This is a genomic window from Salmonella sp. 3C (assembly GCF_025426275.1).
Classification (GTDB): Bacteria; Pseudomonadota; Gammaproteobacteria; order Enterobacterales; family Enterobacteriaceae; genus Salmonella; species Salmonella enterica.
Genome location: NZ_CP104858.1, coordinates 4246403 through 4260330, shown reverse-complemented (window position 1 = coordinate 4260330; position 13928 = coordinate 4246403). Strand labels below are relative to the sequence as shown.

Sequence of the window (13928 nt, the reverse complement as noted above, 5' to 3'; positions counted from 1 at the left end):
CGTTGACCGTTATATATCTCATGTGCTGAAGTGTCTTTTTAGTTACAACATACGTTTGGTTGTTTTTTTCAATGCCTGTCAGAACTGTGCAAAAAATGTTCTACAGGGCAGGGGATCCGTGTATCACCAGAAGCTTGCAACCTTGATCTGGATCACGTTTAATGACAGTGCTTTTTTACCTGCTGAAGATAATCATGATCGTTAGACCACAACAGCACTGGATTCGCCTGATATTTGTCTGGCATGGTTCCGTGTTATCTAAAATCTTTTCACGACTGCTCCTTAACTTTCTTCTTTCTATCGCCGTTATTATCATGCTGCCCTGGTACACAATGCTGGGTATTAAGTTTACCCTTGCGCCGTTTAGCATACTGGGCGTCGCTATCGCCATTTTTCTGGGGTTTCGCAATAATGCCTGTTATGCGCGTTACGTCGAAGCGCGACATTTGTGGGGGCAGTTGATGATCGCTTCACGCTCAATACTGCGTGAGGTGAAAACAACCTTGCCTGATGAACGCGGTATCGAGGATTTTGTTCGGTTACAAATCGCTTTTGCCCACTGTTTGCGTATGACATTGCGTCGACAGCCTCAAACGCAAGTTCTGGGCAACTATCTTGACCAGGAGGCGTTACAGAAAGTTGTCGCTTCCCATTCCCCTGCTAACCGTATCTTATTGCTGATGGGAGAGTGGCTGGCGATTCGCCGCCGCAGCGGAAAGCTTTCCGATATTTTATTTCATAGCCTCAACAACCGTTTAAATGATATGTCGTCAGTGTTGGCCGGCTGTGAACGCATCGCCAACACGCCGGTGCCTTTTGCCTATACGTTAATTTTGCATCGTACGGTTTATCTTTTCTGCATTATGTTGCCATTTGCACTGGTGGTTGATCTGCACTATATGACGCCGTTTATTTCGGTGCTTATTTCTTATACGTTTATCGCGTTGGATGCGTTAGCGGAAGAGTTGGAAGATCCGTTCGGTACTGAAAATAATGATTTACCGCTGGATGCGATATGCAATGCGATAGAAATCGATTTACTGCAAATGAATGATGAAAGGGATATTCCGGAAAAACGGATACCGGATAAGCGCTATCAACTGACCTGAGTTTGTCTTAACAGGCGCAGAATGTTCATCTGCGCCATAACCTGAAGAGCAAAGCTTAATAGCCTTCTCCAACGCCGGTTTTGGCTGGACCGGAGTAGTGGACATGAACGATTCGCCATCCTGTGTTTGGTATCTTCGCCCACACCTGGCTTTCGCGGCCTGTCGTGTGTTGAGTCTGCCCATTATCACGGCGTACCGCGGTAAAATGCCAGTCGAACTCTGCAACGGCGGCATTGCCATACACATGAATAGCAGGGGGAGCGTCCAGTTTTAATGTGCGTTTACTGAAAGTTTTACCCATAGTGGTGCCATAAAAATTTTCAGCGATCTGCGACCATCCGCGTTCGTGACCGCGTGGATGAATAAAACTGGTTTCCGGTGAAACATAAAAGAGCTGCTTGCCTAACGTTGGGTCTGCCTTATCTATTGAATAAAGGTAACGGTTAATGCCTTCTGTAATTTCTTGTTTAACGGTCGACGTAGCTTCATTTTGTGCGGCGGTTGGCGTTGCCGCTGATGCCGATGACACCATCAGAGTTAACGTTATCGCGGCGGCCGAAAACAATAGTGACGTTTTTTGCATAATAGTTATACCCATATGGTCTGTTTTTGAGACGCTTTATCTTTCCTGTTACGTTCACTTTTATACTAAAGGAGCATGGCTCACGAACAATAAAAAACATCCTTCTATAAAACTACCCCGAAAAGGGAGTAGTGCAATTAAGAATATCGTATTTGTTTGTAACGACATGACTCAAAATATCAACATTTAGAGTTTCAGTATTGTTGTTGTCCATTGACTTACTTTTATGTTTATTACCGCTGGTAAATAGTTAATCTTATGAATAGTGATATGCAAATGACCGTTTGCGCTATGTGATAATTAACCATAGTAAAAATACACGAAGCGAAGAAGTGCTATTTCAGTAGTACTGATATTTTCATAACGCTAATTTAGAAATAAATGTAAACGTAACAAATTATACACAAAAATAAGAAGGACTGTGGCCTCAACTGACTTGATTATGATTCCGTCTTAACGAATGTCAGCCGAGTATTCAGTGCCATTCTCGCCCTGGCATCCCCGACCGTAAGCCAGTTCTCTACTGGTAACCCCCTTGTTATTACAGCAGAAAACAGGGCATATCATTGATGTAGTCATGCTTAACTTGCATTTTAACATCACTAATACATAGCAAGCTAATATTACACTTTGAAACTTAACGCACGGTAATTGTTAGTGATATTGTCCTGGACAGTTCCGCGAGCAGGTTTTGCGGAAAGTCCAAAAATAAGACAAATAAGGCATATAAAATGAAAAAAGTAGTGGTGTTATCTGCGGTAGCCGCAGCCGTAATGATGGCTGGAGCCGCCAACGCAGCAGAAATCTATAACAAGGATGGCAATAAACTGGATTTGTATGGCAAGGTCGACGGCCTGCATTATTTTTCCAGTAATCATAGTACGGATGGCGATCAATCTTATATCCGTATGGGTATTAAAGGCGAGACTCAAATTACCGATCAACTAACCGGTTTTGGACAGTGGGAGTATCAGGTCAACGCCAATCGTCCGGAAGATGGTGACTCCAGCGGTTCCCCGCAAAGCTGGACGCGTCTCGGTTTTGCTGGTTTGGCATTTGCCGATATGGGGTCTGTTGATTATGGTCGTAACTATGGCGTGTTATACGACATTGGTTCATGGACTGACGTACTGCCTGAATTTGGTAATGATTCGTATGAAGCTTCCGATAATTTTATGACCGGACGCGCGAATGGCGTTCTGACTTATCGCAATAATGATTTCTTTGGTCTGGTTGATGGTCTGAATATTGCGTTGCAGTATCAGGGTAAAAATGACGGCCTGTCGAAAGAAGGCGATCCTTTAAGTAATAATGCCAGAAAAAGTATCGCGTACCAGAATGGCGATGGTTTCGGGGCATCAGCGACATATGATTTGGGCATGGGGGTGAGCCTGGGGGCAGCCTATACCAGTTCCAAACGCACGCTTGATCAGATGACGCAAGATAAATACGACAATGGCGACCGCGCTGAAGCCTGGACTGGCGGCGTGAAGTATGATGCCAATAATATTTACCTGGCGGCAAACTATACCCGTACTTATGATATGACCTATATGGGCGATACATTGGGCGGCTTTGCACATAAAACCGATAACTGGGAAATGGTAGGGCAATATCAATTTGATAATGGCTTACGCCCGTCACTGGCATTCCTGCAATCCAGAGCCAATGATGTTGATGGACTGGGTTCGTTCGACCTTGTGAAATATATTGATGTGGGTTCCTATTACTACTTCAATAAAAATATGTCCGCGTATGTTGACTACAAAATCAATCTGCTAAAAGATGGCAACCCATCGAATCCTAATACAGACAACACCGTGGCGCTCGGCTTAGTCTACGAGTTTTGATAAAACTTGCTGATTAAGACAGTTTAGGGATACCCTCCTTTTCCCAAAACTGGGTCACTGCTTAACCTTTATTATTGTTAATTTATTCTTTTATTATTTCAGGACGCTTCTGGCGTCCTTTTTTATTGCCTATTCGTTGACTATTCGACTTCGATCTCGCGAATGCGCATTCTGCTACTGTCATCTATCTGCACTTTGCCTGAATGACAAAAGGGACAACAGAGTGTGGATGTTTGAGAGGTGAAGGGTTGATTACAGGACAGACACCAACCTTGCGCCGGTGCGATAGTAATGTGGAAACGCGCATTGTCAGCAAGGGTATGACGAGCGGCGACGTCCAGGCCAAAATGCAGCGCCGGCACCTCAACACAGGCCATAACGCCAATCTCCAGCCAGACTTGCTTTACCTTGCTGAACTGGTGATTTACTGCCTGTTCCTCCAGCAATTCGATAATATTTTGCGCCAGGGCTAATTCATGCATGGGCCAGCTCCTTCATTCAACAATATTTACGGCGACACAAGGATCAATTACCTGTAACTGTTGCGACCACAATGAGAGTGGAATAGTGGCCAGTTCGCGAGCAATGACGCCGTCAGGTTGGGCGTGACGTGTGGTAGGCGAGATAATACGGTAATCAAGAATATTGCCTGACGTCGTCAGTCTGGCCTGATGAACTAACCATCCTCGCGCGGTTTCCACTACCGCTATTTTCCATTCGCCATCATCAAAACGATTCCAGCGCAGGGTGGGAAGGGCGCTCAAACTTCGGGCGAGCGTAATGCAGCGGGCCAGCAGACGTAGCGCAGTCGTTTTACCGCTAAGACAACAGGCTGACAGCAGCGGATATTCGATAGCCAGAGGCGAGACATCCAGGGGACCATGGGTTATTAACGTATGGTCCGGGGACGATGCCATCGGTAGTGTAGGTGTAATGATATTCTGTACTGCCGCCAGCCAGCGGGCGGTTTCAGAACGCTCTTGCAAAAACCAGGCTTCCCAGCCCTTTACGCCAGCGGCAAGCCAGGTCTGAGGATCATCGTCAAAAAAGATTGTGCTTGCCAGCGGGGATAACTCTCCGCGACGTAACAACGCCCATTCTTCAGCGGTTGCCTGTCGGTGGCTAAACAGGGGGAGCCAGTCTGTCAACGCGCGACGGAGCGTTTCTCGCGCCAGCTCTTGTTGTGCGGCCTGCATATCTGGCTTCTTTTCAGGAAACAACAGTAAAGCCGCCGCCGCGCTGTGCGCCTGAGCGCACAACGAAAACAAACGTGAAATAAGCGTTTTTGCGTATACCGGCGTTGCGCCCTGTAACAAACGACCGATCGGCGCCTCCTGCCAGATAATCCGTAGCGGGTGAGAATAGACGGTCAATCTTTGCACGAACTATTACCTTCATCGATCACCATAAACCCGGACTTACTGGTTTCGCAAACCGGACAGCACCAATAATCAGGTAACTGGCTGAAGGGCACACCGGGTGGAATTTGCCATACGTCATCGCCCAGCGCAGGGTCGTAAACCCACCAACATACTTTGCACTCCATGCGCACCACTGGCTCATTTTCTGTAACCGGGTATTCTTTCAACCATTCCAACGTATTTTTTAGCCCCGCGTAGGCATCTTCGATATCATCGATGCCTGCAACGGCGATATCAGGAATGTCCGCTATCTCAATCATATCTTGCAGTAATGTGTTCATATCATTGAAATAATTGACCCGCCATACGCCGGGAAAATGCGTGCTTACAATCCGGCATTTACCATATCCGCGTGAAAAAATAGCGCTACAACCTTCGCCTAAAAAATGATCCAGATACTCGCGATCGGCATCGTTTACTGGCAACAGCGTTAAGTTAATGATATGCGGCTCTTTTACCGGCTGTTTTACGCGCTCGGCTATTTCATGCGCGATAAAGGCACCATTCATCAATCCCGCCGGTTGTGGCGGCAATTCTGGCGTAATCGGCGGCTGCGGATGCGTCTGCCAGATGCTCTCTGGGATCGGGCCAATGATAATTTCATCGGCAACCCGTTGCTGGTCAGCGTTATATTCACGCACACGCCAGACGCCCGTAAAAACCGTCTCCTGAATACGCTGTTCTTTTCCATCGGATAATAGTACCCGGGCGGAGATTTCACCTTCGCCGAGCAGTTGATCCAATAAACCGCTATTCTGTTGCTCAGTGGCATTCAGCTTATAGCTCAGGGGAAAGGGGAGCGTTGCCACTGGGTTATCCATATCGCGAATAAGCGTAGTCAGGATGTGTCTGGCAACACGGAGCTCAGCGGGCAGCGCCTGTTCCGGTAAAACCGGCGTCAGCGGGAGATTAATGCCGGCGGGGATAGGAAGAAAGTTAAAGTCTTCCTCTTCTGGCTGCGAGCCTGGTCCGGCAATATTAACGACTGGAATAGTTCTGGAATAATTCACGTGTGTTACCTTTCATTCTATTGCGTGATAACGGGAATATCCTGACGATAGCCCGGTGTGGTCAGCAATGCGGCCACCCGCTGAGAGTATTCTTGCCAGCTATATAATCCCGCCAGACTGCCGACAAAACGGTGCTGGCGAAAGAAAAGCAGCGCCGGATATTTCAGAATGCGATACTCCCGGGCGATCAGTTCACTCTGTTCGCTATCCGCAAATGCCGCGGTATAAGACGTCGCCGGAAATTGCTTGAGGATCTCCGGGATGATGACCCAACTGTCGGCGACTTCCGGATGTTTGTTGGGGTCGCTTTGCAGCAAAACCAGCACAGTCGGATGCGCATTAATCAACGACGGGAGCGTTTGCGCATCGGTAACCAGAAAGCCTTTATCCGCCAGTGGACAAACAGGATTTTGGGGTGAGATAGTCATTTTTTTAAATGCTCCGGTAATTCAGGCGTGCGAGACAATAAATCGGCAAAACCGGTCAGCGGATCGCTTTGCGTGAGCATGGCCTGTTCCAGTGAGTCCAGCGCCGCCAGTACCTCAGCGGCTTCCGCTTCGTCCATTTCTCGTCGTGCTGCGCCGCCAAATGTCAGCAGCCATGCGCCTGCTAAGGGGGGAGCCACAAGCCGAATATCAACGTCGATAAGCTCGCCGTGTCGGTCGCGGCATTTGGCGAACCACTGACCGGGTGAAATAACCTGCACAGGAACGCCGATACACATTATGATTTCTCTCTCTGTAGCACCCGAATATCGCCGACCCGGCAAGCGCTTTGCGCATCTGGGCGTTCATCTTCGTAGCGTTCCATACACAGGCTGTAATGATTGAGTCTTTCAGTGGGCAAGGCCGCTGAAGAGGCGGTGATACCCCATTGCGCCAGCACTTCCTGCGCGAGATAGACCGCAGGCATCAGTTGCGCCTTTACCTGCGGCGTAAGACTCCCGCCATAGTCATCCAGACATTCCGGCTGCACGCCAATCAGCACAATCTCCGATAACTGGCCGCCGGTTAATTGCAGCAATGCCAGCACTTCAGAAAAACTGGTCTGATGTAAACTGAGTTTTTTCGCCGTCAGATAGGCGGGAACTTGTTCATCACGAAACATCGCCAGCGAACCTGGCGCCATACCAAAATCGATAGCATCCATGATTAACAGTTTTTCGGTCTGTTGCAGCCAGGGCAGCAGCGCCAGCCCCTGCGTACCGCCATCAACAACGTCAACTTTCTCGTTATCGGCATACTGTTCAAACAGCTTTTCCGCCGCTCTGACGCCGAACCCTTCATCTGCCCAAAGCAGGTTGCCAAGCCCTAAGATTGTTACTTCTGCCATTGTTATCACCTGAACCAGCGCCAGCCGCTTATCATGACGGAAATCACGCTTTGTCGGCTCATAATGGGTTGATGGCGCAAGGAACGCCGCCCACCAGCCAGTTAGGATGCGGGTTTTTACCACCGAAAACGGTGTGAATTTTTACGATCTCTTTTTGAAAATCGAGCGCTTCAAGATAGTGGGCGACCGCCAGCAAATTGGCTTCCGGCGGAAGTTTCATCGCCGGATGTCCCCAGTAGCCATTACGGAAAGGGCCAAGTTGACCGGACTCGATAAACCGCTTCAGTCGATTTTGCAAATCGCGGAAATATCCCGGCGAGGATAGCGGCCATGCGGAAAGGCTTTGCGCGATGGCGGAGGTCTGATGCGGGTCGGCTTTCAGGGCGGCAACCACATCAACCCAGTCCAGCGCGTGCAGATGATAAAAATGCACCAGGTGATCGTGAACGTGTAGCGTAGCCTGCATCATATTACGGATACAGTTTGCGTTGTCCGGAATCGCGATTCCCAGCGCATTTTCTACGGCACGGATTGAGGTCAGAGCGTGTGTACCGGTGCAGACGCCGCAAATGCGTTCAACAAATGCCCAGGCGTCTCGCGGATCGCGACCTTTCAGGATAACCTCCAGGCCGCGCCACATGGTGCCGGTCGACACGGCGTTAGTAATGACATTATTACTGTCGATATTCACTTCGCAACGCATATGCCCTTCGATGCGAGTAACCGGATCGACCACAATTCGCCGTCCGCTATTGTCCAGCGTAAAACCCTGAGTCTGATAAGGATATGCCATAATTATTTTTTCTCTTCCGGAGCGTTTTCTGATGACGTGTTGTTTTTATTGCGGGCGTGTTTTATGGCGCTCACCGTGGCGTGAGCGATGGCGGCAGCGCCCGCGACGCCGGCAACGCCCAGTCCGATTTTATCGGCGGTAGCTTCAATGCCGGTTTGCGGAATGCCCGTTGCCCGGCTGTAAAAAGAACCGTAATCCCAGAATCCATCTTCCGAACATCCGAGGCATCCATGACCCGACTGGATAGGAAAAGACACGCCATCATTCCAGCGAACGGTTGAACAGGCGTTATAGGTGGTCGGGCCTTTACAGCCCATCTTGTACAGGCAATACCCTTTTCTGGCGCCTTCGTCATCCCACGCTTCCACAAACTGACCGGCATCGAAATGCGCGCGTCGGTAACATTTGTCATGAATTCGCTGGCCATAAAACATTTTTGGTCGTCCAAGACGATCAAGGGGAGGGATGCGATCAAATGCCAGCATATAGGTGATAACGGCGGACATCACTTCAGGTATAGGCGGGCAGCCTGGCACTTTAATAATGGGTTTATCGGTAATTAATTTGTGAACCGGCGTGGCTTTAGTTGGGTTGGGACGGGCTGCCTGCACGCAGCCCCATGATGCGCAGGACCCCCAGGCGATAATCGCTTTAGCATCCGCGCTGACGCGTTTTAACTTCTCCAGGAACGGCTCGCCAGCCAGTATGCAAAACATCCCATCTTCATTCAGCGGCGCGTTACCTTCCACGGCAACGATATAATTTCCTTTGTACTCACGCATCACATCCGCCAACGCCTGCTCAGCTTGTTGCCCTGCGGCGGCCATAATGGTGTCGTCATAATCCAGGGAAATGAGCGACAAAATGGCATCTTTTGCCAACGGGTGCGCAGAGCGAATGAAAGATTCGGTACAGCAGGTACATTCAAGACCATGCAGCCATATCACTGGCGTACGCGGTTTATTCTCCAGGGCATAAGCTATCTGAGGAATCATCGAACTGCTCAGGCCTAAAGACGTTGCGGTAAGGCTGCAAAACTTGAGGAAGCTACGCCTTGTCACGCCGTGTCTACGCATAACTTGATAAAATGTATCTTGTGTTTGCATAACGTTTATCCCAAACCACTATAGTTAGTGTGGGCATCATATGTTGCATTTCTTGTCTTTCTCAACGTGTTTTAGTAGCAATTATGTTTCTAATTCGTAACAACTGATTACATGTGTGCTACTCACATTACTCAAAAACATAAATTAATTTAATGTTATTGGTGATGTGGAGTAAATATAGCGTTGTGAAGATATCTCTTAATGTTGATAAGAAACCGTGTTTTTTATTTATAACATGATGGGATTTTTTTAAATGGTCACACGGATAACGCGTTTCATGTTAGTTCGCTGTGTTTAACTCTCCTTTAAACCCGTCAGTTAAATTTATTAGCTTGTAAAATAAGATCACAATTAATTACGTGCTGCATAACCATTGATAGGTTTAATTTAATATATTCATCCAATTCATTTTACAAACAAGGAGAGCATGATGAAAAAAAGTAAAGCAATTTTATTTATCGCTCCGGCGCTGTTTTCATACGCCATGGCTGCACAGGCCTGCACAACCCTTGCTATTCAGGATAAACAAGGCGATATTTTTCATGGGCGTACGCTGGAATATATGCAGGATTTACCCTCATGGTTAACGTATTACCCGGCGGGAACACAGTTTGATAAAAAAACGCCGGATGGCAGCCAGGGGATAAGCTATCAGGCGAAGTATCCGATACTGGCCATTACTTCCACCATTACTGATGGCGATAGCAGAGACATACTTGAAGGCATGAATAGCGCGGGATTGTCATTTAGTGAAAACATGATCATGAATGCGCAGTTGCCGCCATTGCCCGCGAGTGAATATAAACAGGCAATTCCTGTCACCTCGTTGGGAGAATGGGCGCTGGCCCGTTTTGCTACTGTCGGCGAGGTAAAACAGGCAATAAAAGAGGGCAAATTCTGGTCACCGGAACTGCATCGGTTTGGCGATCTGAAATCGCCATTTCATTACGCGTTTTACGACAAGAAAGGAGGAAGCATTGTCGTTGAAGTGGAAAATGGCAAATTCCATGTCTATGACAATCCCACTCGCGTGATGACAAATGGTCCCGCATTCCCCTGGCATCTGACAAATCTGAATAATTATACGCAATTAACCAATGTGGACCGCTCTTCAGGCACATTGGGCGGGATAAAAGTGATGCAGCCTGATAGCGGGATTGCTATTGCAGACTTGCCATCGTCCGATACGTCGGTTTCCCGTTTTATACGCGGCGTTTATTACACCACATATGCGCCGCAAGCGACATCCGCCCACGACGCAATGAATACGCTTGCACATATTATGAGCCGTTTCGATCGTCCGAAAAATATTACGGTTGATTATATGGGGAGTGAAGGGGAAGGCAACGCTACCCGCAAACCGGTCTCAGAATATACGGTCTGGACAACGCTGTCTGACTTAACGCACGGTGAGATGATGGTGCGCGGCTACAATGATATCAACTATAAAACCTGGTCTCTTTCTCAGTTTAAGAACGCGACAGCGCCCGTGTTCGAGAAAATCAACGTCAAAGGATAAATAGCTCATCTCGGTTTAGTTTCCCCGGTAGTCTCGGCGAAGGTAATGGAGGCTACCGGCGGTTGCTTCTCTTTATCATGCACGGTAATTAATTATCACGATCACCAGCGCCAGGATGGTATGCTAAATCCATTCAAAATCCCCTGGATATGGATTGGAGGGCGCATGGTTATACCTGAGGTCAGGCAGGAGAGGCTCTATCAGAAGATAGCCAACCTCATCATTAAGCTGATCAATGATAATATTTTTCCCCCGGGAACTTTTTTACCGCCAGAACGCGAACTGGCAAAACAGCTTGGCGTGAGCCGCGCCTCCTTGCGAGAAGCCCTTATTGTACTGGAGATCTCCGGATGGATCGTGATTCAGTCCGGTAATGGGGTTATCGTTTCAGATAAAAAACACCTTGCCAGCGACTATACCATCGAAGAAATTCTCTCTACTCGCGAGCTGGTTGATAGCCATTGTGCGCGCTTAGCCGCACAAAACGATAACGTTGACGTCATCAACCAAATAGAGGCGATTTATCATCGTATGGATCAAGCCATTAACGATAATAACGTCCACGGCTTTTACTCGCTGGATAAAGAGTTTCACCTTGCGATCTCTGAGGCTAGCCGTAACCGGGTGTTGTTCGATATGTCCCGTATGTTATGGGAACAACGGATTAATATCCCTTATGCCGGGCTTGATGAGCAGTCTGGAGACAGAAATGTTTTACTTAATCTCAACAAACAACATAAAGCGATAGTGGATGCAATGCGCCAGTCTGATGCTGACAGCGCTTATGAGGGATCGCTGGAACATTTACGCTATGTGAGAAAGATTGTCGGCGGCTAAGTTTGTCGGTAAATAACACCGCATGGCGGATATGCCATGCGGTAGAACTCGCCGTAAATCAATGGAAAACAGCATTAATCTTTAAGTAGCGCTCCGGATAGCGATCAAGTTCTTTAACTGCATCAGGGATCTCATCAAGATTGACGACCTTACTGACAACATCTTGCGGATTAATCTCCAGCGTTGACAGCATGCGTAATGCCTCATCAAATTCACCGGCACTGGTGCGGGAACCGCGTAAATCCAGTTCTTTATAGGTGATCAGGTTCGTCGGCAGCGACGTTTCCTGTTTTGGCCATCCGGTAAACGAAATACGACCAGCAAACGATGCTAAATCAAGCGTATTTCGAATAGCGCTATTTGCGCCGGAAGCTTCTATCACGACCTGCGCCATGGTGCCGTGGGTGATATTTTTAATAGCGTCGATAACCTGATCGTCAGCGGCGTTCAGCACATAAGGAACGCCAAGCTTTTGCGCATAGCGTAGCCTTTCTTCCACAATATCGATCAGAATAGGCGTTGCCTTGTAATGACGCGCGCTTAATGCCGCCATAAGACCAATGGCCCCCGCGCCGATGATGGCAACATATTCCCCAGCCTTAACGTTTGCCCGATGCAGCGCGTGCAGAGCGATGGTCAGCGGTTCTGCCAGCGGCGCCATTTCAGAAGGCACATTATCTGGTATTTTATGAATTAAATGTGCGGGATGAGTAACCACCTCCTGCATTGCGCCATCGACATGCACGCCAATGACGTTTAAATTTTCACAACAATTAGTTCTGCCGACAGAGCAAGGGTAGCAGTGACCACAATAAATATAGGGGTCAACAATTACGCGGTCACCTTCTTTAATATTGTCCGGCATTCCGGCGCCTTCCTGAAGAACAATTCCGGTCACTTCATGCCCAATAATTCTTGGGTAAGTAACCAGTGGGTTCGTTCCACGAAAAGCCCCGATATCCGATCCGCAAATGCCTGCAGCATCAACCTTAATTAATACTTCATTTTCTTTCTTATGGGGATAATCCACCCAGCGGGTTTCAACTTCACCAGGCTTATTAATGAACACAGCTTTGACTTTCATTGGCTTTGAATCCTTTACTTTTTACAAACACGAAGACCAACAGGCTTGAAACGATAGCGATAGCACCAGCCAGATAGAACGCATAGTCATATTTACCGCTAAATTGAACGATAAAACCGGTGACAAGCGGACCGATAATACCGGATATATTAGCCAGGCCATGCATGGCTCCTCCGACGCTCCCTACCTTATCTTTATGAACAACATCCTGAATAACCGCCCAATAAATTGGGCCTGTTAAATAGAGCAGGAAGAGTGAAACTGACATGAGCGTAATTGCGCTACCAATAGTGCTAACGGTACCGGAAACGGCAACACATACCGCCGCGCCTGCCAGACATACGCCCAGAATAAGTCGACGTGAGAGCAGAGCATTACCGGTAATCCGATAAATTACATCAGAACAGACGCCGCCGAGTACCATACCAATGGCGCCGATGACCCAGGGAATTACCGTGGCGATACTAATTTCTTTAATATCGAGATGTAACGAATGGTTCAGGTAACTTGGGAACCAGGTCAGGAAGAAAAAAAGAATATAGTTGTAGCTGAAAAAAGCCAGAGTTGTCGCCCATACCATTGGTTGTTTCATGTAATAGCCGAGTGAAGGCGTAGCCCGGCCATCATCAGATAAAATAACGTCCTCATGATTTTCAAAATCAATGCGTTCTTCCGGCGCCAGGCGTTTACTCATTGTTGGCTTATCGCTAACGATAAAGTACCACAGTAGTACCCAGACCAGGCCAAATAAGAAAATAATGCCAAATGCGGGGCGCCAGCCTAAGGATAACGCCAGCAGGCCCACTATCGGCCCGGACACCGCGCCGCCGAGCGGGGAACCGGCGCTAAAAATTCCGATCGCCGTGGCAGACTCCTTTCGGGAAATCCAGTTATTGATGATTTTATTTCCGGCAGCGCTGACCGGTCCTTCAGCCATACCGAAAAGAACGCGCACGATAAGCATTGTCCACAATCCGGTGACCAAACCAGTTAAGCCACAAAATACAGACCATAGTAACGCTGCGATGAGAAAAACCGTTTTTGGCCCAACTTTATCGCTGGCCCAGCCACCAATAAAATTAAACAGGGCGTATCCGATAAAAAACGCGCTGAAGATCATCCCCATCTCCGCGGCGTTAAATCCTAACTCCTTTTCGATCAAGGGGGCAGTTATCGACAATGCTGAACGATCCATATAGTTGAGCATGTAAACTATAAATAGAAGAAAAACGATAAGCCATCCCATTGTTTTTCTTTTCATGATTAATCCTCTTATTGTGGTCT

14 protein-coding genes and 1 pseudogene are annotated in these 13928 nt (G+C 48.0%); 4 read left to right on the top strand and 11 right to left on the bottom strand.

Annotated elements, in window-relative coordinates; translation table 11 throughout:
- Window positions 1-194: 194 nt before the first annotated feature.
- Window positions 195-1109, top strand: coding sequence for a bestrophin family protein (locus N7E69_RS20560; protein WP_001675544.1), 915 nt, complete (start codon window positions 195-197; stop codon window positions 1107-1109).
- 55 nt (window positions 1110-1164) lie between these two features.
- Here the strand turns inward: N7E69_RS20560 and N7E69_RS20555 are convergent, their stop codons facing one another.
- The gene (locus N7E69_RS20555) at window positions 1165-1707 is read right to left on the bottom strand and encodes a YybH family protein (protein ID WP_000513126.1); all 543 of its coding nucleotides are present in this window, start codon (window positions 1705-1707) and stop codon (window positions 1165-1167) included.
- A gap of 716 nt (window positions 1708-2423) precedes the next feature.
- On the opposite strand from N7E69_RS20555, the gene ompC reads away from it, so the two are divergent.
- Entirely contained in the window at window positions 2424-3542 is a 1119-nt protein-coding gene (ompC, locus tag N7E69_RS20550; protein WP_000758335.1) for a porin OmpC, read from the top strand.
- A gap of 140 nt (window positions 3543-3682) precedes the next feature.
- Here the strand turns inward: ompC and hypA are convergent, their stop codons facing one another.
- The 8 genes and pseudogenes from hypA to N7E69_RS20505 all read right to left on the bottom strand — a co-directional run bounded on the left by hypA (window position 3683) and on the right by N7E69_RS20505 (window position 9204).
- Window positions 3683-4024: a hydrogenase maturation nickel metallochaperone HypA gene (gene hypA / locus N7E69_RS20545; RefSeq protein ID WP_000544772.1), complete on the bottom strand. Its 342-nt coding sequence runs from the start codon at window positions 4022-4024 to the stop codon at window positions 3683-3685.
- 12 nt (window positions 4025-4036) lie between these two features.
- Complete coding sequence (locus tag N7E69_RS20540; protein WP_001189389.1) at window positions 4037-4924, bottom strand: ATP/GTP-binding protein; 888 nt, start codon at window positions 4922-4924, stop codon at window positions 4037-4039.
- Window positions 4912-5973 (bottom strand): hydrogenase expression/formation C-terminal domain-containing protein, encoded by a 1062-nt coding sequence (locus N7E69_RS20535; protein ID WP_001109927.1) that lies wholly within the window; start codon window positions 5971-5973, stop codon window positions 4912-4914. The genes N7E69_RS20540 and N7E69_RS20535 overlap by 13 nt, the downstream gene beginning before the upstream one ends.
- A gap of 17 nt (window positions 5974-5990) precedes the next feature.
- Window positions 5991-6401, bottom strand: a complete 411-nt coding sequence (locus N7E69_RS20530; protein WP_000155985.1) for a hydrogenase — start codon at window positions 6399-6401, stop codon at window positions 5991-5993.
- Window positions 6398-6697, bottom strand: coding sequence for a HypC/HybG/HupF family hydrogenase formation chaperone (gene hypC, locus N7E69_RS20525; protein ID WP_000334904.1), 300 nt, complete (start codon window positions 6695-6697; stop codon window positions 6398-6400). The genes N7E69_RS20530 and hypC overlap by 4 nt, the downstream gene beginning before the upstream one ends.
- Window positions 6697-7305, bottom strand: coding sequence for a HyaD/HybD family hydrogenase maturation endopeptidase (gene hybD, locus N7E69_RS20520; protein ID WP_000852664.1), 609 nt, complete (start codon window positions 7303-7305; stop codon window positions 6697-6699). The genes hypC and hybD overlap by 1 nt, the downstream gene beginning before the upstream one ends.
- A 67-nt stretch (window positions 7306-7372) precedes the next feature.
- Window positions 7373-8098: pseudogene (locus N7E69_RS20510) on the bottom strand (nickel-dependent hydrogenase large subunit); the annotation flags it as partial.
- Between the two features lie 2 nt (window positions 8099-8100).
- Window positions 8101-9204 carry a hydrogenase small subunit gene (locus tag N7E69_RS20505; RefSeq protein WP_001194448.1) on the bottom strand — a complete coding sequence of 368 codons (1104 nt, stop codon included), beginning with the start codon at window positions 9202-9204 and terminating at the stop codon, window positions 8101-8103.
- Between the two features lie 427 nt (window positions 9205-9631).
- Between N7E69_RS20505 and N7E69_RS20500 the strand changes: the two genes are divergently transcribed.
- Together N7E69_RS20500 and N7E69_RS20495 are read left to right on the top strand one after the other, a co-directional pair.
- Window positions 9632-10723: a choloylglycine hydrolase family protein gene (locus N7E69_RS20500; RefSeq protein ID WP_000976494.1), complete on the top strand. Its 1092-nt coding sequence runs from the start codon at window positions 9632-9634 to the stop codon at window positions 10721-10723.
- A 45-nt stretch (window positions 10724-10768) separates the two neighbouring features.
- Complete coding sequence (locus tag N7E69_RS20495; protein ID WP_000388417.1) at window positions 10769-11560, top strand: FadR/GntR family transcriptional regulator; 792 nt, start codon at window positions 10769-10771, stop codon at window positions 11558-11560.
- Window positions 11561-11618: 58 nt separating this feature from the next.
- Here N7E69_RS20495 and N7E69_RS20490 read toward each other — a convergent pair whose 3' ends face one another.
- The gene (locus tag N7E69_RS20490; RefSeq protein WP_000864924.1) at window positions 11619-12644 is read right to left on the bottom strand and encodes a zinc-binding alcohol dehydrogenase family protein; all 1026 of its coding nucleotides are present in this window, start codon (window positions 12642-12644) and stop codon (window positions 11619-11621) included.
- Window positions 12619-13905 (bottom strand): MFS transporter, encoded by a 1287-nt coding sequence (locus N7E69_RS20485; protein WP_000824240.1) that lies wholly within the window; start codon window positions 13903-13905, stop codon window positions 12619-12621. The genes N7E69_RS20490 and N7E69_RS20485 overlap by 26 nt, the downstream gene beginning before the upstream one ends.
- Window positions 13906-13928 lie beyond the last annotated feature (23 nt).